Source organism: Pantoea sp. JGM49 (assembly GCF_018257655.1).
Lineage (GTDB): Bacteria > Pseudomonadota > Gammaproteobacteria > Enterobacterales > Enterobacteriaceae > Pantoea > Pantoea communis.
The window spans coordinates 269,583-291,257 of the sequence record NZ_JAERJM010000001.1 but is presented as its reverse complement, the minus strand read 5'-3'; the positions used below and the strand labels follow the sequence as shown (position 1 = coordinate 291,257).

At 52.4% G+C, this 21,675-nt stretch carries 21 protein-coding genes, 1 other RNA gene and 1 other annotated feature; of the genes, 5 read left to right on the top strand and 17 right to left on the bottom strand.

What is annotated here, in order from left to right:
- Nucleotides 1-157 precede the first annotated feature (157 nt).
- Both ydiK and rprA read left to right on the top strand, forming a co-directional pair.
- The gene (ydiK, locus tag JK231_RS01520) at nt 158-1,270 is read left to right on the top strand and encodes an AI-2E family transporter YdiK (RefSeq protein WP_211727840.1); all 1,113 of its coding nucleotides are present in this window, start codon (nt 158-160) and stop codon (nt 1,268-1,270) included.
- Nucleotides 1,271-1,586: 316 nt separating this feature from the next.
- Nucleotides 1,587-1,694: antisense sRNA RprA (rprA, locus tag JK231_RS01515), an RNA gene on the top strand.
- A 98-nt stretch (nt 1,695-1,792) separates the two neighbouring features.
- Here rprA and ppsA read toward each other — a convergent pair.
- A complete protein-coding gene (ppsA, locus tag JK231_RS01510) occupies nt 1,793-4,180 on the bottom strand; it encodes a phosphoenolpyruvate synthase (RefSeq protein ID WP_058959747.1) in 2,388 nt (795 codons plus the stop codon).
- A gap of 449 nt (nt 4,181-4,629) precedes the next feature.
- Here ppsA and JK231_RS01505 point away from each other — a divergent pair, with 449 nt between their 5' ends.
- A complete protein-coding gene (locus JK231_RS01505) occupies nt 4,630-5,457 on the top strand; it encodes a pyruvate, water dikinase regulatory protein (protein ID WP_058959746.1) in 828 nt (275 codons plus the stop codon).
- 148 nt (nt 5,458-5,605) lie between these two features.
- On the top strand, nt 5,606-6,652 hold the full coding sequence (locus JK231_RS01500) for a 3-deoxy-7-phosphoheptulonate synthase (RefSeq protein WP_211727839.1): 1,047 nt from the start codon (nt 5,606-5,608) through the stop codon (nt 6,650-6,652).
- A 5-nt stretch (nt 6,653-6,657) separates the two neighbouring features.
- Here JK231_RS01500 and JK231_RS01495 read toward each other — a convergent pair whose 3' ends face one another.
- The 16 genes from JK231_RS01495 to JK231_RS01420 all read right to left on the bottom strand — a co-directional run bounded on the left by JK231_RS01495 (nt 6,658) and on the right by JK231_RS01420 (nt 20,971).
- Nucleotides 6,658-8,097: a protein adenylyltransferase SelO gene (locus JK231_RS01495; protein WP_097119268.1), complete on the bottom strand. Its 1,440-nt coding sequence runs from the start codon at nt 8,095-8,097 to the stop codon at nt 6,658-6,660.
- 97 nt (nt 8,098-8,194) lie between these two features.
- Nucleotides 8,195-8,938 carry an EAL domain-containing protein gene (locus JK231_RS01490; RefSeq protein WP_211727974.1) on the bottom strand — a complete coding sequence of 248 codons (744 nt, stop codon included), beginning with the start codon at nt 8,936-8,938 and terminating at the stop codon, nt 8,195-8,197.
- Nucleotides 8,939-9,249: 311 nt separating this feature from the next.
- The gene (locus JK231_RS01485; RefSeq protein WP_097119267.1) at nt 9,250-9,711 is read right to left on the bottom strand and encodes an NlpC/P60 family protein; all 462 of its coding nucleotides are present in this window, start codon (nt 9,709-9,711) and stop codon (nt 9,250-9,252) included.
- A gap of 68 nt (nt 9,712-9,779) precedes the next feature.
- Nucleotides 9,780-10,526: a vitamin B12 ABC transporter ATP-binding protein BtuD gene (btuD, locus tag JK231_RS01480; protein ID WP_211727838.1), complete on the bottom strand. Its 747-nt coding sequence runs from the start codon at nt 10,524-10,526 to the stop codon at nt 9,780-9,782.
- Nucleotides 10,527-11,072 (bottom strand): glutathione peroxidase, encoded by a 546-nt coding sequence (locus JK231_RS01475; RefSeq protein WP_160834583.1) that lies wholly within the window; start codon nt 11,070-11,072, stop codon nt 10,527-10,529. It lies immediately after the preceding gene.
- 39 nt (nt 11,073-11,111) lie between these two features.
- Nucleotides 11,112-12,095 (bottom strand): vitamin B12 ABC transporter permease BtuC, encoded by a 984-nt coding sequence (gene btuC / locus JK231_RS01470; RefSeq protein ID WP_211727837.1) that lies wholly within the window; start codon nt 12,093-12,095, stop codon nt 11,112-11,114.
- A gap of 90 nt (nt 12,096-12,185) precedes the next feature.
- Nucleotides 12,186-12,548, bottom strand: coding sequence for a DUF2502 domain-containing protein (locus JK231_RS01465; RefSeq protein ID WP_097119263.1), 363 nt, complete (start codon nt 12,546-12,548; stop codon nt 12,186-12,188).
- A gap of 191 nt (nt 12,549-12,739) precedes the next feature.
- Entirely contained in the window at nt 12,740-13,042 is a 303-nt protein-coding gene (gene ihfA, locus JK231_RS01460) for an integration host factor subunit alpha (RefSeq protein ID WP_007892687.1), read from the bottom strand.
- A gap of 4 nt (nt 13,043-13,046) precedes the next feature.
- The gene (pheT, locus tag JK231_RS01455; protein ID WP_211727836.1) at nt 13,047-15,434 is read right to left on the bottom strand and encodes a phenylalanine--tRNA ligase subunit beta; all 2,388 of its coding nucleotides are present in this window, start codon (nt 15,432-15,434) and stop codon (nt 13,047-13,049) included.
- A 14-nt stretch (nt 15,435-15,448) separates the two neighbouring features.
- Nucleotides 15,449-16,432, bottom strand: a complete 984-nt coding sequence (gene pheS, locus JK231_RS01450; RefSeq protein WP_034821723.1) for a phenylalanine--tRNA ligase subunit alpha — start codon at nt 16,430-16,432, stop codon at nt 15,449-15,451.
- Between the two features lie 71 nt (nt 16,433-16,503).
- Nucleotides 16,504-16,629 (bottom strand) — a sequence feature (Phe leader region).
- On the bottom strand, nt 16,580-16,624 hold the full coding sequence (pheM, locus tag JK231_RS01445) for a pheST operon leader peptide PheM (RefSeq protein WP_121626058.1): 45 nt from the start codon (nt 16,622-16,624) through the stop codon (nt 16,580-16,582). It overlaps the preceding feature by 45 nt.
- 115 nt (nt 16,630-16,744) lie before the next feature.
- On the bottom strand, nt 16,745-17,101 hold the full coding sequence (gene rplT, locus JK231_RS01440) for a 50S ribosomal protein L20 (protein WP_211727835.1): 357 nt from the start codon (nt 17,099-17,101) through the stop codon (nt 16,745-16,747).
- Between the two features lie 82 nt (nt 17,102-17,183).
- Complete coding sequence (rpmI, locus tag JK231_RS01435) at nt 17,184-17,381, bottom strand: 50S ribosomal protein L35 (protein ID WP_006118955.1); 198 nt, start codon at nt 17,379-17,381, stop codon at nt 17,184-17,186.
- 99 nt (nt 17,382-17,480) lie between these two features.
- Entirely contained in the window at nt 17,481-18,032 is a 552-nt protein-coding gene (infC, locus tag JK231_RS01430) for a translation initiation factor IF-3 (RefSeq protein ID WP_034821726.1), read from the bottom strand.
- 4 nt (nt 18,033-18,036) lie between these two features.
- On the bottom strand, nt 18,037-19,965 hold the full coding sequence (thrS, locus tag JK231_RS01425; RefSeq protein ID WP_038647340.1) for a threonine--tRNA ligase: 1,929 nt from the start codon (nt 19,963-19,965) through the stop codon (nt 18,037-18,039).
- Nucleotides 19,966-20,209: 244 nt separating this feature from the next.
- Nucleotides 20,210-20,971 (bottom strand): DUF481 domain-containing protein, encoded by a 762-nt coding sequence (locus JK231_RS01420; protein WP_097119261.1) that lies wholly within the window; start codon nt 20,969-20,971, stop codon nt 20,210-20,212.
- 332 nt (nt 20,972-21,303) lie between these two features.
- Here JK231_RS01420 and ghoS point away from each other — a divergent pair, with 332 nt between their 5' ends.
- A complete protein-coding gene (ghoS, locus tag JK231_RS01415) occupies nt 21,304-21,594 on the top strand; it encodes a type V toxin-antitoxin system endoribonuclease antitoxin GhoS (protein ID WP_211727834.1) in 291 nt (96 codons plus the stop codon).
- The last annotated feature ends 81 nt before the right edge of the window (nt 21,595-21,675 follow it).

Here is a 21,675-nt window from a genome sequence, read left to right as displayed (position 1 = left end):
CCACTGGTTTTATCATATTTTTTTAATGGCTGCTGTTTTTTCAGGAAAGACCTCCGCGACACCTGCTTTTTTCTGTTTAATTTTCAGGAAATAGCTCATCATTGATCAGGGCCCACGCGGTCCACCACGAAGGATTAATTGAGGTCAAAACGTTGTGATGAAAAGCCTGCAACGCGGTATGGATCTACCGCAACTGCTGTTCTCGTTGATGTTCATTCTCATCATGATCATCGCCTGCCTGTGGGTGGTACAACCCTTTATTCTGGGCTTTGCCTGGGCCAGCATGGTGGTGATTGCGACCTGGCCATTGATGATCCGTTTGCAGCATTTGCTGTGGGGACGACGATCGCTGGCGGTGATCGCCATGACCATTCTCTTACTGCTGCTGTTTATTATTCCCATTGCCCTGCTGGTGAGTAGCCTGATCGACAACAGCGCGCCGGTGATTGCCTGGGCCACGCAACGCCATCTGGTTTTCCCGGACTTTGTCTGGCTGCGTGAGATTCCTTATATCGGCAACAAAACCTACTCCAGCTACCATAAAATGGTCGATGGCGGCGGGACGGCGATTTTAAATCAGCTGCAACCTTACATTGGCCGCACCACCGGCTTCTTTGTGGCGCAGGCCGGCCACTTCGGCCGCTTTATGATCCACCTCGCCGTCATGCTGCTATTTAGCGTGTTGCTCTATTGGCGCGGTGAGCAGGTCGGCCACGGCATTCGCCACTTTGCTTATCGCATGGGCGGACGTCGCGGCGATGCGGCGGTGCTGCTGGCTGGACAAGCGATTCGTGCCGTGGCGCTGGGTGTGGTGGTGACGGCGCTGGTGCAGGGTGTGCTGGGCGGCATTGGCCTGGCGATTTCCGGCATCCCTTATGCCACCTTGCTCACCGTGCTAATGATTCTGACGTGCCTGGTGCAGTTGGGGCCGTTGGTGGTACTGGTACCGGCTATCATCTGGCTCTACTGGAGTGGCGATACCACCTGGGGCACGATATTACTGGTGTGGAGTTGTGTAGTCGGTACGCTCGATAGCGTGTTGCGTCCGATGCTGATTCGCATGGGTGCGGATCTGCCGATGATTCTGATCCTTTCCGGAGTTATCGGGGGATTGATCGCCTTTGGCATGATCGGACTGTTTATTGGCCCGGTGGTGCTAGCGGTATCGTATCGTTTGGTTTCCGTGTGGATGCATGAAGCGCCTGCCCCGGATGATGACCCGCAAACGGCCATCGAAGCTCTTGCCGAACATGAGGAAGAGCAACCTTAAAGCTGACCTTATCCGCGAGCGGTGCAGATAAATGCACCGCCTTCTTCTCCCACTTCTGATTTGCCTTACCTACTGCGCTGAAAGCAACTTAATCGCTGTCACATAATTGCCTGCACCACCCTTTATTTTTCATAAGCAATTTTTAAGAAAAAACGCAGATTTAAGCGCTTTAGGTGGATTTCGCTAACGGAATGATTATTTTTCAAACTGAATCATCAGGCGCAACCGTTAAAAAAGCTAAGAAAAGATTATCAGCTTTAAACTAATAAGAGGATTCTTAAAGACGCCAGCAAGCCTGATGAATAACATGAATCCTATGTTTGAGATCAAACCACTGATTTTTAAACAACCTTTTTCCCCTGAGTAAAGTGAAGAATTGCTGTGTGTAGTCTTTGCCCATCCCCTGTGATGGGCTTTTTTTTTGTATTTTTATGGATAAAAAAAAGGCCAGCAGCGCTGGCCTTAATGATTTCATTAGGGACGCTTCAGATTTACCCCGAACGCGCCCTAATTGATGTCTGATTACTGCTTAGCCGCATCCAATTCCGCCAGATTTAACCAGGTTTGCACCACGGTATCTGGGTTCAATGACAGGCTATCAATACCCTGCTCCATCAACCACGCAGCGAAGTCTTCATGATCTGAAGGACCCTGGCCACAAATTCCAACATATTTGCCTTGTTTCTTGGCGGCCTGAATCGACATCGACAGCAGCGCCTTCACCGCTTCGTTGCGCTCATCAAACAGTGCAGACACCACGCCAGAATCGCGGTCCAGACCCAACGCCAGCTGTGTCATGTCGTTCGAACCGATAGAGAAGCCGTCGAAATACTGCAGGAACTGTTCAGCCAGCAAGGCGTTTGATGGGATTTCACACATCATGATCACCTTCAAGCCGTTCTCACCGCGCTTCAGACCTTGCTTGCCCAGTTCTTCCACCACGGCCGCCGCCTGGTCAACGGTACGCACAAACGGAATCATAATCTCGACGTTAGTCAGACCCATTTCATTACGCACACGTTTCACCGCTTCGCACTCCAGCGCGAAGCAGTCGCGGAAGCTGTCCGCCACGTAGCGGCCCGCACCACGGAAGCCCAGCATCGGGTTCTCTTCTTCTGGCTCGTAACGCTCGCCGCCCACCAGATTGGCGTATTCGTTCGATTTAAAATCAGAGAGACGCACAATCACGCGCTTCGGCGCAAAGGCCGCGCCCAGGGTGGCGATGCCTTCGGTCAGACGCGCAATGTAAAACTCAACCGGATCATCGAAGCCCTTCATCATTTGACGAATCTGCTGCTGCAATTCTGGCGTCTGCTGGTCAAACTCCAGCAGCGCTTTCGGGTGCACACCGATCATACGGTTGATGATGAACTCCAGGCGCGCCAGACCAACACCTTCATTTGGCAGACAGGCGAAGTCAAAGGCGCGATCCGGGTTACCGACGTTCATCATGATTTTCAGTGGCAGGTCCGGCATAGTATCCACTTGCGAACTGGTCACTTCAAAGTCCAGCAGATCCTGATACACATAACCGGTGTCACCTTCAGCACAGGAAACGGTCACCTTATGCCCATCTTTCAGGTAATCGGTGGCATCGCCACAGCCAACGACGGCAGGAATGCCCAGCTCACGTGCGATGATCGCCGCATGGCAGGTACGGCCACCACGGTTGGTCACAATCGCGGAGGCCTTCTTCATGATCGGTTCCCAATCCGGATCAGTCATGTCAGTGACCAGCACATCACCCTTTTCGATGCGATGCATTTCGCTGATGTCATGAATCACTTTCACTTCACCCGCGCCAATGCGATGGCCGATGGCACGGCCTTCGACCAGCACCTTGCCTTTCCCTTGCAGGTTATAGCGCTCCATCACCTGACCGTTAGAGCGCACGGTTTCCGGACGCGCCTGCACAATGAACAATTTGCCGGTGTGACCATCTTTCGCCCACTCGATATCCATTGGGCGCTTGTAGTGCTGCTCAATCAACACCGCCTGGCGCGCCAGATCCTGCACTTCGTCATCGGTCAGGCTAAAGCGGTCACGCTGCTCCTGATCGACATCTTCAATGCGCACCTGCTCACCGTGCTCCTGAGAATCGGCATACACCATGCGGATCTTTTTGGAACCCATAGTGCGACGCACGATGGCCGGGCGATTGGCTGCCAGTGTGGGTTTGTGCACGTAGAATTCATCCGGGTTCACCGCACCTTGCACCACCATCTCACCAAGACCGAACGCCGAGGTGATAAAGACCACCTGGTCGAAACCGGATTCGGTATCAATGGTAAACATCACGCCAGAAGACGCGAGATCGGATCGCACCATGCGCTGAATACCCGCTGACAGGGCAACGCCACGATGGTCGTAGCCCTGGTGCACGCGGTAAGAGATCGCACGATCGTTAAATAAGGAAGCGTACACGTGCTTCACGGCCACCAGCACCGCATCGAAGCCCTGCACGTTAAGGAAGGTCTCCTGTTGCCCCGCGAACGAGGCATCGGGCATGTCCTCTGCGGTGGCGGATGAGCGCACCGCAAAGGAAGCGTCGGCATCATCAGAGGAGAGTTGCTCATAGGCAGTACGAATCGCCTCTTCCAGCTCAGGCAGGAATGGCGTGTCCACAACCCATTGACGAATTTGTTTACCGGCCTTAGCCAGCTCTTCAACATCATCAATATCCGTTTTGTCCAGCAAATCATAAATGCGCTGGTTCAGTCCGCTTTGATCGAGAAACAGATTAAAGGCGTAAGATGTCGTGGCATAGCCGTTAGGCACGGAGACGCCCAGTGACGACAAGTTAGTAATCATTTCTCCCAGGGAAGCATTCTTGCCCCCCACCCGATCAACATCATGCATGCCAAGCTGGTTGTACCAGAGCACTAGCGACTGTTGGTCTTGATTGGACATTGAGATTATCCTTCATTTAAATGATTGGAGCACATGGAACATTTTGCTATTCGCCAAAACAGCCTGGCACAATCAATAAATAAAGACTAAGTGTTGAATCGTTAAAGCAGAAAAAGAAACGCAAATTCGGACTAGTTCCCGCTGGCATCAAAGTTGCGCAACAGGCTTATTTAACGCCGACACATTGCCGTAACGATATTTTCCCCCTTTTCAGAGGGTTAGCCATTGCTTTTTGTTGCGCAACAGATTCAGACTTTATTTTTACCTTGTGATAAAAATTGCGGGGAAATAGCCGTTTTCAAAACAGCATTTCATCTAATATTGTTCATCACAAAATAAAATTCCAGCAGAAAGCACTCACGATATGGATATTTCATTTTATTTTTAATTAAAATGAAACATCGGCAATGACATTGTTACGCAAAAGTAAATAAGAGGGGATTTCGCCTATGAGCACTGAGCGCAGTGTGTTCTACATTTCAGACGGTACCGCCATTACCGCGGAGGTATTGGGGCATGCCGTGCTGTCGCAATTCCCCGTGAATATCAACAGCGTGACCCTGCCCTTTGTTGAGAATGTTCAGCGAGCTCAGGCGGTGAAGGCGCAGATTAACGCGCTGTATCAGCAAAGCGGCGTACGTCCGATTGTGTTCTTTTCCATCGTCACCCCGGATGTGCGTGAAATCATTCTGGAAAGCGAAGGCTTTTGCCAGGACATCGTGCAGGCATTGGTGGGTCCGCTGCAAAGTGAGCTTGGCGTATCTTCAATGCCAGTGGCGCACCGAACCCATGGTCTGACGGCGAGCAATCTCGGCAAATATGATGCGCGTATTGCCGCGATTGATTACACGCTTGCGCACGATGATGGTATCTCACTGCGTGGTCTGGAGGATGCACAGGTCATTTTGCTCGGCGTCTCTCGATGTGGCAAAACACCCACCAGCCTCTATCTGGCGATGCAGTTTGGTGTTCGTGCGGCAAACTATCCCTTTATCGCCGATGACATGGATAACCTGAAATTGCCGCCGGCGTTACGCGCCCATCAACATAAGCTGTTTGGATTAACCATCGATCCTGAACGTCTGGCGGCGATTCGGCAGGAGCGTGCAGAGAATACCCGTTATGCCTCGATGCGCCAGTGCCGCCTGGAAGTGGGGGAAGTGGAAGCGCTCTTCCGCACGCATCAGATTCGTTACCTTAACAGTACCAACTATTCGGTAGAGGAGATTGCCACCAAAATCCTCGACATCATGGGTCTGCGCCGCAGCATGTATTGATCTGTACGCCAGGCCGTAAAGCCTGGCTTCCGTCTTGTTTCGCTCACCTTTCTTTTTAGCGGGTTGAATTCGCGGCCTATTGGTTTATTGTGACCACCATCACTTCCCGGTATTTCACCGTTGCGAAGAACAGATTTTGAGAATCTCAATGAACAAGACTGATGAACTGCGTACCGCGCGCATCGGCAGCCTGCTAACGCCCGCTGTGCTTGCGCAAGAACACCCCATTTCACCGGAGGTGGCGGCCACCGTCACCGCTGCGCGCCAGCGTATTGCACGCATTTTGACCGGTGAAGATCCACGCCTGTTGGTGATTATCGGCCCGTGCTCGCTACACGACCCTAAAGCCGCGCTGGAATATGCCGAACGCCTCAACGTGTTACGCGAACGTTACCAGGATCGTCTGGAAATCGTGATGCGCGCTTACTTCGAAAAACCGCGCACGGTGGTCGGCTGGAAAGGATTGATCTCAGATCCGGATCTGGATGGCAGTTTCGACGTTAATCGCGGCATCGCCATTGCTCGTAAACTGTTGCTGAATATCAACGCCACTGGTATGCCGACCGCCACCGAGTTCCTTGATATGGTGATCGGCCAGTTTATTGCTGACCTGATCAGCTGGGGCGCCATTGGTGCACGCACCACTGAGAGTCAGATCCACCGTGAAATGGCATCGGCGCTGTCGTGCCCGGTCGGATTCAAAAACGGTACAGACGGCAATGTGCAAATCGCAGTGGATGCGATTCGCGCGTCACGCGTCAGTCATATGTTCCTGTCTCCGGATAAACACGGTCAAATGACGATTTACCAGACCAGCGGCAATCCGCATGGTCATGTGATTCTGCGCGGTGGCCGTCAGCCTAACTATCACGCCGAAGATGTCGCGGCCGCAGCCGCAAATTTGCGTGATTTCAATTTGCCGGAACAGCTGATCATCGACTTTAGCCATGGTAACTGTCTGAAGCAGCATCGCCGCCAGCGCGACGTCGCAGATGATGTGGCAGCACAAATTCGTGCGGGATCACGTGCGGTGGCGGGTGTGATGATTGAGAGTTTCCTGCAGGAAGGTAATCAGAAAGTGGTGAGCGGCGAGCCGTTAAACTACGGTCAGTCTATTACCGATCCCTGCCTGAGCTGGGAAGATAGCGCCGAAGTGCTGGAGAAACTGGCTGCCGCGGTCGACAGCCGTTTTTAATCACCTTAGCTGGAGCAACTCACCTCTAGCGTTTTGCCCCACTCTGGCGGCCGTTGGCGTAACTCTGCGCTGACGGCCGCATCATCAAATGGCTGTTGTAAAGCCAGATGGAGCCGCTCCAGCGCCGCCTTCTCACCCTGCTCGACTTCTTCAATCACCTGCTGTGCCAGATAATTGCGCAACACCAGCGCTGGGTTGGCCGCCTTCATGACCTGCTGGCGTTGTTCATCTGATGCCTCATCCTGCAGCAGACGCTGACGATAGCCGTCGTACCAGTGGTCAAACGCCTCGCGGTCGATAAATTCATCACGCAGCGGCGAACGCTGTTGATGCTGCTGCGTCTCACTCAGTAAGCGAAAGGTCAACGTGTAATCGCTTCGCTCTTGTGTCATCAGCGACAGCAGTTGCGTCAGAATCGCGTTGTCATTGGCATCAGCGGTCAGAAGGCCCAGTTTAGCGCGCATCTTCTCACCCCAGACCCGCATAAGTTCCGTTTCATAATGGCTGAGCGCCTGTTTTAACTGATCCGTGCTCATCAACCCTGACAATGCATGCGCCAGACGATTGAGGTTCCACAAACCAATCATCGGCTGATTCTCAAAGGAATAACGCCCCTGATAATCGCTGTGATTGCAGATGAATCCGGGTTGGTAATCATCAAGGAAGCCATAGGGACCATAATCCAGCGTCAGTCCGAGGATCGACATGTTGTCGGTGTTCATCACGCCATGCGCAAAGCCCACGCTCTGCCAGTGGGCGATCAGGCTGGCAGTGCGTTTCACGATATCGGTAAACCACAGCACATAGCGGTCAGCGTCATCGCTTAATTCTGGCCAGTGATGATGAATGGCGTAATCTGCCAGTTGCCGGACCTTATCCTGCTCGCCGCCATAGTAAAAATGTTCAAAGTGACCAAAACGCAGATGACTCTCAGCGATGCGCATCAGCATTGCCCCGCGTTCCTGCGTTTCACGCAGCACTGGCTCATCGCCAATCGCCAGAGCCAGCGCGCGAGTGGTGGGAATCCCCAAATGGTGCAACGCTTCCGAAGCCAGGAACTCACGCACGCTGGAACGAATCACCGCCCGGCCATCACCCATACGCGAATAGGGTGTCAATCCCGCCCCTTTCAAATGCCAGTCGAGTTTACGTCCGTTCGTCAGTTGCTGTTCACCCAGCAGAATGCCCCGCCCATCGCCCAGCTGGCCGGCCCACACACCAAATTGATGTCCGCTGTAAACCTGCGCCAGCGGGGCCATACCTGGCAATAGCTCACGACCACTCCAGACGCCGTGCCCCTGCCCAGTGAAGAGCCCGGCATCCAGTTCCATTTCTGCCGCCAGCGGCGCGTTATGATAGAACAGACGCCCGCCTTCCAACGGCGTTGGCATCAGCGCCGTATAGCATCCCGGCAGCTCTTGCTGCCAGCTATTAATAAATTGCATCACCACTCCAGAAGGTGCACACAAAAAGCACCAACAGTGAGTTTAAAGAATAGGGTTCAGTGTAACGCTGGGCGTCAGCGGATGACAGTTGAAAGGACTACTGCTGTGAAGGGGTGTGCGAAGTCACATCAGGATAAATAAGATCACCTAACCGTTCCGCTTTGACAACCGGGAACAAATTGCCTTGCAGTTGAGCTCCGCTCAGCGTGCTGACTTTCTCCAGCATGAGGTTATCGTCAATACCACATATTATGAGCTGATCGGCATAATCTGAGAAATTATCGATGACCGTTTGGATAAATGGTGTAAAAGATGCACGTTTAGCCAGGCCTTGTATAAAGGTTTTATCCAGTTTCAGTACACTAAAGAGATTATCGTAAACTGCGGTTGCAGGTGCTTTACCTGCACCAAATTGGGAAAGTGATAAACGGAATTCCTGCTGTAATGTTGCCAGAAGTGGCTGCGCTTTTCCGCGCGCTAATTGCGGAAACGTTTCGCTAATATCGAGAATAATAAAAGGAAGTTGTTTAAATTTCCTTAACAGAAATTCACTTTCAAGCAGCGTTAACGCCATCGAATCATCAATACGAACCAAAGCGGTAATTTGATGTAGCTCAAAAAAGTCACGGTACTTTTCCAGTAAAGAAAGCTGGCTCTGCATTAACCGTAATTGCTGCGCATCGTCTAATTGCGGCAACAGCAAATCCTGCGGCAGCGTAATAGGTGCGCTGTCGTGGACGAATTGCGTCACCAGCTCGACCGCAGTCAGCTGGCCCGCCAGTGTATAAACTGGATAGAACCAGGTTTCCGACTGATAGTCGGCAGATAAATGGACTTTCATTTTAGCAGCCAGAAGCAGTGGCAATTGGCGCATCGTATATCAATGAAAACGGTCAGGCAATAGGACCAAACGTTAGAAGAGACGCAATTTTGTGCCTGATTAAACCGTTTTAAGCCATAAATAAAACTTAAGCCAAATAGCCGAGGTGGTTGTCCATACTCATTAAATAAATTCAGTCCTATTTTTAGTATTTATGCGAGCACAGGTAAAGTGCCATTTTAAATGAGAGTTAAATTTGAGGGGAATTCAATAATAAACCGGCTGAAAAACCATGAAGAGAATAGGTCATTCAGCACTGGTATGGTAATCATTCAGATACGACGTGCCTGCCAAAATACCTTGCGCCAATAGACATTATCCAGTGAAGAGCGAATCACGCCCTGGCTGGTAGAAGCGTGGATGAAGGTGTTATCGGTATCATAAATACCCACATGCAGGCCATTCTCTCCGCTGCCCGTTTTGAAGAAGACCAGATCACCGGGCAGCAAATCGCGTTTATCAATGCGAGTGCCAATATCCGTCTGGTCAACGGTAGAACGCGGCAGTTGCATATCGAATTTATCGCGGAAGGTCAGATAAACAAAACCAGAGCAATCCACACCGCCTCGACTTAACCCGCCGTAGCGATAAGGCGTGCCACGCCAGCGACCTAACTGATCGTTGAGTTGAGCAATCACGGTGATGGAATCAGAAAGGCGGCCATTCGGCGGCGGCGCGTGATGGCTACTACACCCAACCAGCAGCAGCATCAGAAGAAATACCGTTATTCGCATCAGAATGTCCCTAAATCCGTCGCCCGGATGACACTTTAGCGGCAAATCTGCTTAACAGGCAATGTTATTCAGGGAATAAACAGCAGAGGGCCTTGCGGTGTATCTAATTGTTGAAACTCGGTTTGGTATAACGGAGAGAGATTGGCGGCGGTTAATACATCCCGCGCACGCCCCTGCATCACCACTTCCCCCTGATGCATCAATCCTACGCGGTCGGCATGGCGCAGACTGTGGTTAAGATCATGGCCGCTGGCAATCACCGCAATACCGGCGTGGCACAGCTGGAGCAGCAATTTATCCACGGCTCGCTGCTGCGCGACATCCAATGCCGTCATCGGCTCATCCAGAATTAAAAGCTTGCCGTGAGGATTGCTCGCCGGATGGATTTGCATCACTACTGCCGCCAGCCGCACACGCTGCCATTCGCCACCAGAGAGCTGCGTCAGTTGACGGGTTAATTTGTCGTGTATGCTGAGTTGCGTCAGCACATCATTGAGTGTGACATCTACCTGCGGCGACGCCGAAGAGAAATGCAGACGCAGATAGTGCCAGACGGGCATGGTCCCTAACGCGGCCTGTTGTTGCGGTAACCAGGCACGCCATTGAGCCAGTGCAGCCCCGCTTAAGCGGCTCAACGACGTTCCTGCAAGCTGAATCACGCCTTGAGCCGGCAATAATCCCGACAGCGCACAGAGTAAAGTACTTTTTCCCGCGCCATTCGGGCCCACCAAATGTATCCATTCACCTGCATTGACGCTGAGATCAACCGGAGCCAGACGTCCCGCGACGCTGACTCCCTGACACTGCAACAGCATTTACTCTGCCAGCGCCTGCTCAACGCGTTTCAGGATGATCGGATCATCAGGCGTCATATCCGGAGAGAAACGCGCAATCACCTTACCCTGTTTGTTGATGAGGAATTTTTCGAAGTTCCACAAAATGTCGCCCTCGGCTTTTGGTGTACGTCCTTTGCTCACCATACGCTCGAGGAAACCGCTGCCTTCAGGACGTTCGGCTTCAGGCTGTGCCGCCGTTAACTGCGCATACAGCGGATGACGATTGGCACCGTTCACATCGGTTTTATCGAACATCGGGAAAGTCACACCATAAGTGGTGCTGCAGAAGGTTTTGATCTCTTCGTTGCTGCCCGGTTCCTGCTCCAGAAACTGGTTGCAGGGGAAACCCAGCACGCTAAAGTTTTTGTCCTGCCAGGCTTTCTGCAGTGACTCAAGCTGCTCATACTGCGCCGTCAGCCCACATTTTGACGCCACGTTGACCACCAGCAGTACGTTGTCCTGATACTGTGCCAGCGTCGTTTTTTCGCCGTCCAGGGTAACCAGTTCTGTCTGATAAATGCTCATTGTCGATTCCTGTTGTTGAGACCAAGATGCCAGCCATTGCTAGCGCGAAGATTTCACTAATAGCACGATAAACAGCGGTGCGCCGAGGGTGGCGGTGACCACGCCAATCGGCAACTCTGCCGACGTCAGCACCAGTCGGGCGATAATATCTGCCCCGAGGAGCACCGCAGCCCCTGCCAGCGCCGAGACGGGCAGCAGGTATCGGTGATCGCTAAAACCGCTTAAGCGTAACAGATGAGGGATGACCAATCCGACAAACCCGATGGCACCGGCCATCGCCACGCTGGCGCCAACCAGCCAGCCCATCGCCAACACTAACAGGTTACGCCATAACAATAACGGCAGGCCTAGCTGACGCGCCGAGGTTTCCCCCAGTGAAAGTAAATTCAGCGTCCAAGCGGTGGCTGTCAGCAGCAGAGTGACCGGCAACAGCGCCAGCATCATCCAGCCATAGCGCCAGTCAATACCGCCAAAGCCGCCCATCATCCAGTACATTAACTGCCGTAGATCGAGGCTGGTGCTAAAGTACACGGCCCATGTCATCACTGCGCTACAGATAATGCCGAGCGCAACTCCCGTGAGCAATAAGCGGCTAGCTGAAAGCTGACGATGGGCAAAGTGCAGCAGGATCAGCGTGATCAATAATGCGCCCGCCATCGCCGCCAGCGTCAGGCTCCATAATGAGCCATTGCCCAGCATGACACCCAACACTAACCCAATGCCCGCGCCATTGGATACGCCAAGCAGGCCGGGTTCTGCCAGCGGATTGTTGAACAGCGCCTGCATCACCACACCACACACCGCCAGCGCAGCGCCCACAAGCAGCACCGCCAGCGTCCGCGGTAAGCGCAACTGCCAGACGAAGAGTTCACCGTTAGAGGAAAACCATTGGGTTGGCGATATCCAGATGTCTCCGGCGCACAGGCTGAGAATAAACAGCAGCAGCAGAATGGCACCGAGCAGCATCAGCCAGCGCTGGCTACGACGATCGGCCTGACGGGCAAGCTGGTCCAACAGAGTCATAGATAAGATTGGCAGAGAAAACAGAGATTTGATTGTAGTGGGATTGTGGCAAAAAGAAAGCGGCACCGAGTGGGTGCCGCTAAGCAACGCTTACTGATGAGGCGGGATCGGTTGACCGTGATTATCACGCTTGTCGTGGCTATCACGCGAGTCATGATGCTGGTCGCGCGGCTGCGGTTTGTTATCGTGGTGCGGCGCATTGCCCGGGTGCTGTGGCTGCCAGCCGTTACCGTTCCAGTAACCGTGCGGGCCTTTGGTGCCGATGCGTTGATTGTGGTGCTGTTTCCACCAGGTTGGCGCACGCCAGTCGTAGCCATCCCAGTAGTAGCCACGTTTATCTTGATCACCGATATGAATAGAAACACCCGGTGTGTTGATGTTAACTGAAACATTGGCGTTAGCCAGCAGCGGCATGCCTAACAGGATGCCCAGTAAAAGTGCTGTCTTTTTCATCAGCAATACCCCTTGTTATGTGATGGCGCTGTTATAACAAATGGATTGCCGCAGTCACTATCAGCCAGTGCCGATTTTCATCCTATTTTCCGGATACTTACGAAATCCTGACATTATGGAAAGATTGCGCAGAACGGCCATTTTACAGCCAATAAAAAAGGCCGCTAAGCGGCCTTTTTGTCATACTGAAATTAGTCAGCGTCCTTCGGTGTCGCGTTCTCAACGCGACTTTTCAACTTCTGTCCCGGACGGAAGGTCACCACTCGGCGGGCAGTGATAGGAATATCTTCCCCCGTCTTCGGGTTACGGCCCGGACGTTGATTTTTGTCACGCAGATCAAAATTACCAAATCCGGACAGTTTAACCTGTTCTCCGTTTTCTAACGCGCGGCGAACTTCTTCAAAAAAGAGCTCAACCAACTCTTTGGCATCGCGTTTGCTCAACCCGAGTTTTTCAAACAGGTACTCTGACATTTCAGCTTTTGTAAGCGCCATAGGTTCAATCCCTCAAGGTTGCCTGGAATCGCTCTTTTAATGCCGCAACGCATTTGGCAACGGTCGCGGCAATCTCCTCTTCTTCGAGTGTCCGGCTGGTATCCTGCAAAATCAGGCTAATCGCGAGGCTCTTTTCGCCCTCGTTCACGCCCTTACCACGGTACACGTCAAACAAGTTTACGCCAACTACCTGATTTACGCCAACTTTCTTACACTCCGCGATGATATCTGCTGCAGGCACGTTTTCAGCCACTACCACAGCGATATCACGACGGTTCGCCGGGAAGCGTGAAATCTCGCGCGCGTCAGGCAGGACGCGGTCTGCGGCCTTATTCCAAAGCAGTTCAAACACTAAGGTGCGGCCGTTGAGATCCAGCTTACGTTCCAACTCCGGATGAACCACTCCGATAAATCCGATTCGTTCGCCGCGTAAATAAATTGCCGCGCTCTGTCCCGGATGCAGCGCCGGATTGACTTCTGCACGGAAAGAAATCTCATCGAGTTTACCGGTCAAATCCAGTAACGATTCTAAATCGCCTTTTAAATCATAGAAGTCAACTGTCTGACGCGCCAGATCCCAATGCTCTTCATAGCGATTACCGCTCAGAACGCCCGCCAGCATAAGATCCTGGCGGATACCGAGATCGGCCTGCGTATCAGGAACAAAGCGCAAACCGCTCTCAAACAGGCGCACACGGCCTTGCTGACGGTTCTGGTTATACACCACCGCACCAAGCAGACCGGTCCACAGTGACAGGCGCATTGCCGACATATCGCTGGAAATCGGGCTTGGCAGGATCAGCGCTTCTTCACCCGGATGCAGCAGCTGCTGCACTTTCGGATCAACGAAGCTGTAGGTAATCGCTTCCTGATAGCCTTTATCGACGAGCAGGTTACGCGCACGCTTCAGCGACAGATCCGCTTCGCGATGCTTCGTCATAATCAGGCTGGCTTTCACCGGCACGTCTGGAATGTTGTTGTAGCCGTATACGCGGGCCACTTCCTCAACCAGATCTTCTTCAATCGCAATATCGAAACGCCAGCTTGGTGCAACGGCTGTCCACTCGCCATTGCCCACGGTCACTTCGCAACCGAGACGCGTCAGGATATCGGTGACCTGCTCATCGGCGATCACGTGACCAATCAGGCGGTCGAGTTTTTCGCGACGCAGCGTTATGGTGGCGCGCTCAGGCAGTTTGCTGGCGTCGGTTTGATCGATAACCGGACCCGCTTCACCGCCGCAAATGTCCAGCAGCAACTGGGTCGCACGCTCAATGGCTTTGAATTGCAGTGCCGGATCAACACCACGCTCGTAACGGTGTGACGCATCGGTATGCAGGCCCTGACGACGAGCACGGCCGGTGATCGCCAGCGGTTCAAAGAAGGCACACTCGAACAACACATTTTGGGTTTCTTCGTTCACACCAGAGTGCTCACCACCAAAAATGCCGCCCATCGCCAGCGCTTTCTGATGGTCAGCAATCACCAGCGTGTCGCTGCTGAGTTTCGCTTCGGTGCCATCCAGTAAGGTCAGGACTTCACCCTCTTCCGCCATGCGTACCACAATGCCACCGTCAATGCGGTCGAGGTCAAAGGCGTGCATCGGCTGACCGAGTTCCAGCAGAACGTAGTTGGTGATATCCACCACCGGGTCGATAGAACGGATGCCGCAGCGACGCAGTTTTTCACGCATCCACAATGGCGTTGCCGCTTTCACATTGATGCCTTTTACAACGCGGCCCAGATAACGTGGGCAAGCGTCGGTGGCATCTACGCGAATCGGGAAGGTATCGGTAATGGTCGCTTTAACCGGCTCAATCGTTGGCTCGGTGAGCGGCAGACCGTTGACTACCGCCACATCGCGCGCAATACCGATAATACCAAGGCAATCGGCACGGTTTGGCGTCACGCTGATTTCGATGGTGTTGTCATCCAGCTGCAGGTAGCTGCGGATGTCAGTGCCGATAGGCGCATCAGCAGGCAGTTCAATAATGCCGCTGTGATCGTCGGAAATACCCAGCTCAGAGAACGAGCACAGCATGCCTTCGGAAGGCTCACCACGCAATTTCGCCGCTTTGATTTTGAAATCGCCCGGCAGCACCGCGCCTACGGTCGCCACGGCGACTTTCAAGCCCTGGCGGCAGTTTGGCGCGCCACAGACGATATCCAGCAGGCGCTCGCCGCCCACGTTGATTTTGGTCACGCGCAGTTTGTCTGCGTTCGGATGCTGGCCGCACTCCACCACTTCACCCACGACCACGCCATGGAACGCACCGGCGACTGGATCCACGCCGTCCACTTCCAGGCCGGCCATGGTGATTTGCTCAGACAGCGCAGCGCTGTCCAGGGCTGGATTTACCCATTCGCGTAACCAGAGTTCACTGAATTTCATTGGATAACCTGCCCTTATTTAAATTGTTTGAGGAAACGTAAATCATTTTCGAAGAAGGCGCGCAGATCGTTCACGCCGTAACGCAGCATGGTCAGACGCTCCATTCCCATGCCGAAAGCGAAGCCAGAGTAGACTTCCGGGTCGATGCCCACATTGCGCAACACATTTGGATGCACCATGCCACAGCCCAGCACTTCCAGCCACTTGCCGTTTTTACCCATCACATCCACTTCCGCGGAGGGTTCGGTGAACGGGAAGTAAGAAGGACGGAAGCGAATCTGCAGGTCTTCTTCAAAGAAGTTGTTCAGGAAATCGTGCAGCGTGCCTTTCAGGTTGGTGAAGCTGATGTCTTTATCGACAATCAGACCTTCCATCTGATGGAACATTGGGGTGTGGGTTTGATCGTAGTCGTTACGATACACGCGACCTGGCGCGATGATGCGGATCGGCGGCTGCTGGTTTTTCATGGTGCGGATCTGCACGCCAGACGTCTGGGTGCGCAGCAGACGGGTGGCATCGAACCAAAAGGTATCGTGGTCAGCACGCGCCGGATGGTGGCCAGGAATGTTGAGTGCGTCGAAGTTATGATAGTCATCTTCGATTTCCGGGCCAGTGACCACCGCAAAGCCCAACTCGCCGAAGAAGTTTTCGATGCGGTCGATGGTGCGGGTCACCGGGTGCAAACCGCCGTTCTCAACGCGACGACCAGGCAGCGAGACATCAATGGTCTCTGCGGCGAGGCGCGCATTCAGCTCAGCGCTTTCCAGGGTGTCTTTACGTGCGTTAAGACGATCCTGCACCTGCTGCTTCGCTTCGTTAATCACCGCGCCTGCTGCCGGACGGTCTTCCGCTGGCAGTTCACGCAGGGTGGTCATTTGCAGCGTCAGATGCCCTTTCTTACCCAGGAATTCGACGCGCACGGCGTCCAGGGCGGCGATATCCGACGCCTCGTCGATAGCGGCCGTGGCACGGGCCACCAGGTCTGCGAGTTGGGACATGATTTCCTCTTCTTCCAGCCGGGCTGGTCAGTTCTTGTAAGGACCGTGAGATCCGATTAAGTGTCGCCAGAAACAAAAAAGCCTCCACGAGGGAGGCTTTCAGCGCGATTTTTCGTTTCTTTTCTTATGCGCAAAAGCCCCCGATTGTCAGGCGCTAAAGTAAAAAAAGAAACGGAAAATAGCAGCGTGCATGCTTGCGTTACCTTGTCTTGATAGAAACCGCACTATTGAAAAGCCCAGCGGTTAAAATGTCAATCTTTTGCGTGAGTTGCAGGCAATAAAAAAGGGAGCAAGCTCCCTTTTTCATCTGACTTACGCCAGAGCTGATTTTGCTTTTTCGACCAGTGCCGCGAAGGTCACTTTGTCGAATACAGCGATGTCAGCCAGAATCTTACGGTCGATTTCAATAGAGGCTTTTTTCAGGCCATTGATGAAACGGCTGTAAGAGATACCGTTCTGACGGGCCGCAGCGTTGATACGCGCGATCCACAGCTGACGGAACTGACGCTTACGTTGACGACGGTCACGGTAAGCATACTGACCAGCTTTGATAACAGCCTGGAAAGCAACGCGGTAAACACGTGAACGTGCACCGTAGTAGCCTTTAGCTTGTTTTAAGATTTTCTTGTGACGTGCGCGAGCAATTACACCACGTTTTACGCGAGCCATGTGAGCTCTCCTATATCATATTCTGTGATGCCCTATTCCCTGCAGTACGCAAAGTGTTCAGGCAGATTTATAAAAAGTTTACTTATGCGTACGGCAGGCAGGCAACAACCAGACCCAGATCGCCTTTAGACACCATGCCTTTCGGACGCAGGTGACGTTTACGCTTGGTAGACTTCTTAGTCAGAATATGACGCAGGTTCGCGTGCTTACGCTTGAAGCCGCCAGAAGCGGTCTTCTTGAAGCGCTTAGCCGCGCCACGGACAGTTTTAATCTTTGGCATTTTTACAAATATCCACTTCGCATTGTTAATAAAATGAATCAGACAGGCGAATAAGATTCCGCACAGCGCGAACGCTGCGCGGAATTATTACTTGAAGGCCTACTGTTTCTTCTTCGGTGCGAGCACCATGATCATCTGGCGGCCTTCGATCTTAGTCGGGAAGGACTCGACAATGGCCAGATCCAGATCTTCACACAGGTCTTTACGGACGCGGTTAAGCACTTCCATACCGATCTGCTGGTGCGCCATTTCACGACCACGGAAACGCAGCGTGATTTTGGCTTTATCGCCCTCTTCCAGAAAGCGAATCAGGTTGCGTAGTTTGACCTGATAGTCGCCATCATCGGTACCAGGACGGAATTTAATTTCCTTAACCTGGATAACTTTCTGCTTCTTCTTCTGTTCCTTAGAAGATTTACTCTTTTCATAAAGGAACTTGCCGTAATCCATAATACGGCAAACCGGCGGTTCGGCGTTCGGGCTGATTTCAACTAAATCTACGCCAGCTTCTTCGGCTTTCTCAATTGCTTCGCGCAATGTCACAATGCCAAGTTGCTCGCCGTCTACGCCAGTTAAGCGCACTTCGGTAGCACGGATTTCGCCGTTGATACGGTTCGGACGCGTCGGTTGTACTCGTTTTCCGCCTTTAATAACCTTATTCCTCTAATTGGTGAAGATGTCGGCTGCGAATCTCTTGTTGCAGCTTCTCAACAAACACATCTACGTCCATGCTCCCGAGGTCTTTACCACGGCGGGTGCGCACGGCAACTTTGCCTGCTTCCACCTCTTTCTCACCGCAAACCAGCATATAAGGGACGCGACGTAATGTGTGCTCGCGGATTTTAAAGCCTATCTTCTCGTTTCTCAAGTCTGCTTTGACACGAATGCCAGCTTTCTGCAATTTCTTTGTCAATTCACTGACATATTCTGCCTGACTGTCGGTAATATTCATCACCACAGCCTGCACGGGGGCCAGCCAGCTCGGGAAGAAGCCCGCGAACTCTTCGGTCAGGATGCCGATAAAGCGCTCCATTGAACCGAGAATCGCACGGTGAATCATTACCGGCGTCTGACGATCGTTGTTTTCGCCCACATAAGTGGCGTCCAAACGTTTTGGCAGGGAGAAGTCTAGCTGAACGGTGCCGCACTGCCATGCGCGGTCGAGGCAATCGTACAGGGTAAACTCAATTTTCGGGCCGTAGAAGGCACCCTCTCCTGGCTGATATTCGAACGGAATTTCGTTCTCCTTCAGCGCTTCTGCTAAATCCACTTCCGCACGGTCCCACATTTCATCGGTACCGATACGTTTCTCCGGACGGGTCGACAGTTTCACCACGATTTTTTCAAAACCGAAGGTGCTGTACATGTCGTACACCATACGAATACAGCTGTTCACTTCATCACGAACCTGATCTTCGGTACAGAAGACGTGCGCATCATCCTGGGTAAAACCACGGACGCGCATCAGGCCGTGCAATGCGCCTGATGGCTCATTACGGTGGCAGCTACCAAATTCAGCCATACGCAGCGGCAGGTCACGGTAGGATTTCAGACCCTGATTAAAGATCTGAACGTGGCCAGGGCAGTTCATTGGCTTGATGCAATATTCACGGTTCTCTGAAGAGGTGGTGAACATCGCTTCTTTGTAGTTTTCCCAGTGGCCGGTTTTTTCCCACAGCACACGGTCCATCATAAACGGACCTTTCACTTCCTGGTAATCGTACTCTTTCAGCTTGGTACGGACGAACACTTCCAGTTCACGGAAGATGGTCCAACCGTCGTTGTGCCAGAACACCATACCTGGCGCTTCTTCCTGCATATGGTACAGGTCGAGCTGCTTACCGATTTTACGGTGATCGCGCTTCGCCGCTTCTTCCAAACGCTGCAGATAGGCAGCCAGCTGCTTCTTGTCGCCCCACGCTGTACCGTAAATACGCTGCAGCATTTTGTTGTCGCTGTTGCCGCGCCAGTAAGCACCGGAGATTTTCTGCAGTTTGAAGTGATGGCAGAAACGCATGTTCGGCACGTGCGGACCGCGGCACATGTCGATGTATTCTTCATGATGATACAAACCAGGTTGATCATCGTGGCTGATGTTTTCGTCAAGAATGGTGGTTTTGTAGCTTTCGCCACGCTCAGCAAACACATCACGTGCTTCCTGCCAGCTCACCTTCTTCTTCACCACATCGTAATTAGTCTCAGCCAGCTGGTGCATACGCTTTTCCAGCAGCTCAAGATCTTCCTGCGTCAGGGTGTGATCCAAATCAACGTCATAATAGAAGCCGTTATCGATCACCGGACCAATCGCCATTTTGGTATTCGGCCACAGTTGTTTAATCGCATGCCCTAACAGGTGCGCACAAGAGTGACGAATAATTTCCAGACCGGCTTCATCTTTGGCGGTGATAATTGCCACCTGAGCATCTTCGGTGATCGGATCAACCGCGTCCACCAGCTCGCCATTAACACGACCGGCAATACAGGCTTTCGCCAGGCCCGGTCCAATATCCAGAGCGATGTCCATCACGCTGACCGGACGGTCAAATACGCGCTGGCTGCCATCAGGAAGAGTAATTACTGGCATTTCATATCCTTAATTGCAGTGGTAAGCCACACGAAAGCCTACATGCAACATTGAGTTCTGTTTGAGTAACCCGGCGTAATGTCAGACCCACATTGTCGGAATGACGCCAGGAATGTAAAGCGCCGGAGATAATAGCAGCTTTCGCTCGCGATCTAAACCCGTGAAAAATGCGCTAAGCCATCGACAGATAAAAAAAAACCGCTGCACGGCGCTAGCCGGCAACGGTTTTTTCATCACGGCTCGCTTACATCGCGTAAGAAAGCTGGATGGTGGTTTTGGTGTCGGTACGATCCGGCGCAGACTCTGGCGGATTATTATTCCAGGTCACGTTGTAAGCCAGCTTCAACGCGAAGTGTTCGTTGATGGCCACCTGCAAGCCGGTTTCGGAGTTCAGCGTTGTATCTTCACCGAAGCTGCTCAACACGGAAACACCCTGGATGAATTTGGTCGTGTCAGTCAGTTGCCACTGATAGCTCACAGCACCGTATCCCAGCGCCTTGGTTTCGTGACCACCTTCATGGAAATCATCGTAACGGACACCGGGACCGAATTCAGCTCGCAGCGAGTGCACAGGACCGTTCAGCAACTGGCGACCATAACCGGCAGTCAGTACATCGCGCGAATCATAACCGTTGAAACGGTCGCTCAACCAGCTCGCCTGACCGAACAGATAGTCCGCACTGTTCATATTGTAACGAGTACGACCACCGATGTTGTAAGTCTCTGAGGAACGCTCATCGTTGGATGAGTTGTTCGCGGCGTTGCCCCATAAGCTGTAAGCGGTGTTGGTCTGATACCACGTCATATTGGTTGAGGCGCTCAATGATGAACTGGTGGTATTCCCTGTCTGTGCCAAATAACCGGCTGACGCGCTGCCTTCAAACGGTTTTTTTGCCGTTGAAGGGTCATCCATAGAGGTAAAAACGGTGTTATCAGCAAATGCCTGGTGACAAAATGCTCCAGCAGAGAGCAATACAACAGCGGACAGCTTATTAAAGGCTTTCATTAAATGTGACCCGTACGGCAGTTTAAAAAAGAGTGAGTCTGAAGAGTTTTCCCGGCCAATCAATGCAATTTACGGTAAGTTTTGTAAAAAAGTATGAAGATGCCAGAAATGCCAGGTTCCGCGCTGGAACCGCATGGTTAATAGGAGCTTTCCCATTTCCGCTGCGCATTATAAGAGGCAATTAACCAAATAGCAGCCCAATTGATACAAGAATTTTCTGAAGCCAGTTGACGCAGATTTACGCTCCCTTTTCCCATCTGAATTGCGCAGAATTCGCTCTATCCGAAGCGCTGGTCTACGCTGAAATCTGTTCCATTACAATGAGGTGAATGATGAGTGACCACGACCTTAAACGTTACATTGTCACGCTAAGCTATTCCGATGAGAGCTTAGGCGATCTGCAATCCCTTAACAGCGTGATGGTCAGCGGCGGTTACACCACGACCTTGCATGATGATGAAGGTCATTCGCATGAGTTGGGAACCAACAGTTTTGGCATCATCAGTGCATTGGAACAACATGAGATCGCAGAACACGCCGCCGGGCTGGCGGATGTTGCCCTGCATCGTAAAGCGGAGGTGAAGATCACCACGCTGTCCGAATTTCTACAGTTAAAACCCTGACGCGCCACAAATAATCGCCTCACCACTGGTTTTGCTGAAGTTTTGAGCGCTACAATCAAACTTACGCAGCGAATAAAGAGG

Coding starts and splice junctions, on each gene's coding strand:
- rpmI (WP_006118955.1), bottom strand. CDS start 17,381: ATGCCAAAGATTAAAACTGTCCGTGGCGCGGCTAAGCGCTTCAAGAAG.
- JK231_RS01485 (WP_097119267.1), bottom strand. CDS start 9,711: ATGCGAATAACGGTATTTCTTCTGATGCTGCTGCTGGTTGGGTGTAGT.
- btuD (WP_211727838.1), bottom strand. CDS start 10,526: ATGCTGTTGCAGTGTCAGGGAGTCAGCGTCGCGGGACGTCTGGCTCCG.
- JK231_RS01500 (WP_211727839.1), top strand. CDS start 5,606: ATGAACAAGACTGATGAACTGCGTACCGCGCGCATCGGCAGCCTGCTA.
- ghoS (WP_211727834.1), top strand. CDS start 21,304: ATGAGTGACCACGACCTTAAACGTTACATTGTCACGCTAAGCTATTCC.
- ydiK (WP_211727840.1), top strand. CDS start 158: ATGAAAAGCCTGCAACGCGGTATGGATCTACCGCAACTGCTGTTCTCG.
- JK231_RS01490 (WP_211727974.1), bottom strand. CDS start 8,938: ATGAAAGTCCATTTATCTGCCGACTATCAGTCGGAAACCTGGTTCTAT.
- JK231_RS01505 (WP_058959746.1), top strand. CDS start 4,630: ATGAGCACTGAGCGCAGTGTGTTCTACATTTCAGACGGTACCGCCATT.
- pheT (WP_211727836.1), bottom strand. CDS start 15,434: ATGAAATTCAGTGAACTCTGGTTACGCGAATGGGTAAATCCAGCCCTG.
- JK231_RS01465 (WP_097119263.1), bottom strand. CDS start 12,548: ATGAAAAAGACAGCACTTTTACTGGGCATCCTGTTAGGCATGCCGCTG.
- btuC (WP_211727837.1), bottom strand. CDS start 12,095: ATGACTCTGTTGGACCAGCTTGCCCGTCAGGCCGATCGTCGTAGCCAG.
- rplT (WP_211727835.1), bottom strand. CDS start 17,101: ATGGCTCGCGTAAAACGTGGTGTAATTGCTCGCGCACGTCACAAGAAA.
- ihfA (WP_007892687.1), bottom strand. CDS start 13,042: ATGGCGCTTACAAAAGCTGAAATGTCAGAGTACCTGTTTGAAAAACTC.
- JK231_RS01420 (WP_097119261.1), bottom strand. CDS start 20,971: ATGAAAGCCTTTAATAAGCTGTCCGCTGTTGTATTGCTCTCTGCTGGA.
- JK231_RS01495 (WP_097119268.1), bottom strand. CDS start 8,097: ATGCAATTTATTAATAGCTGGCAGCAAGAGCTGCCGGGATGCTATACG.
- pheS (WP_034821723.1), bottom strand. CDS start 16,432: ATGTCCCAACTCGCAGACCTGGTGGCCCGTGCCACGGCCGCTATCGAC.
- JK231_RS01475 (WP_160834583.1), bottom strand. CDS start 11,072: ATGAGCATTTATCAGACAGAACTGGTTACCCTGGACGGCGAAAAAACG.
- thrS (WP_038647340.1), bottom strand. CDS start 19,965: ATGCCAGTAATTACTCTTCCTGATGGCAGCCAGCGCGTATTTGACCGT.
- ppsA (WP_058959747.1), bottom strand. CDS start 4,180: ATGTCCAATCAAGACCAACAGTCGCTAGTGCTCTGGTACAACCAGCTT.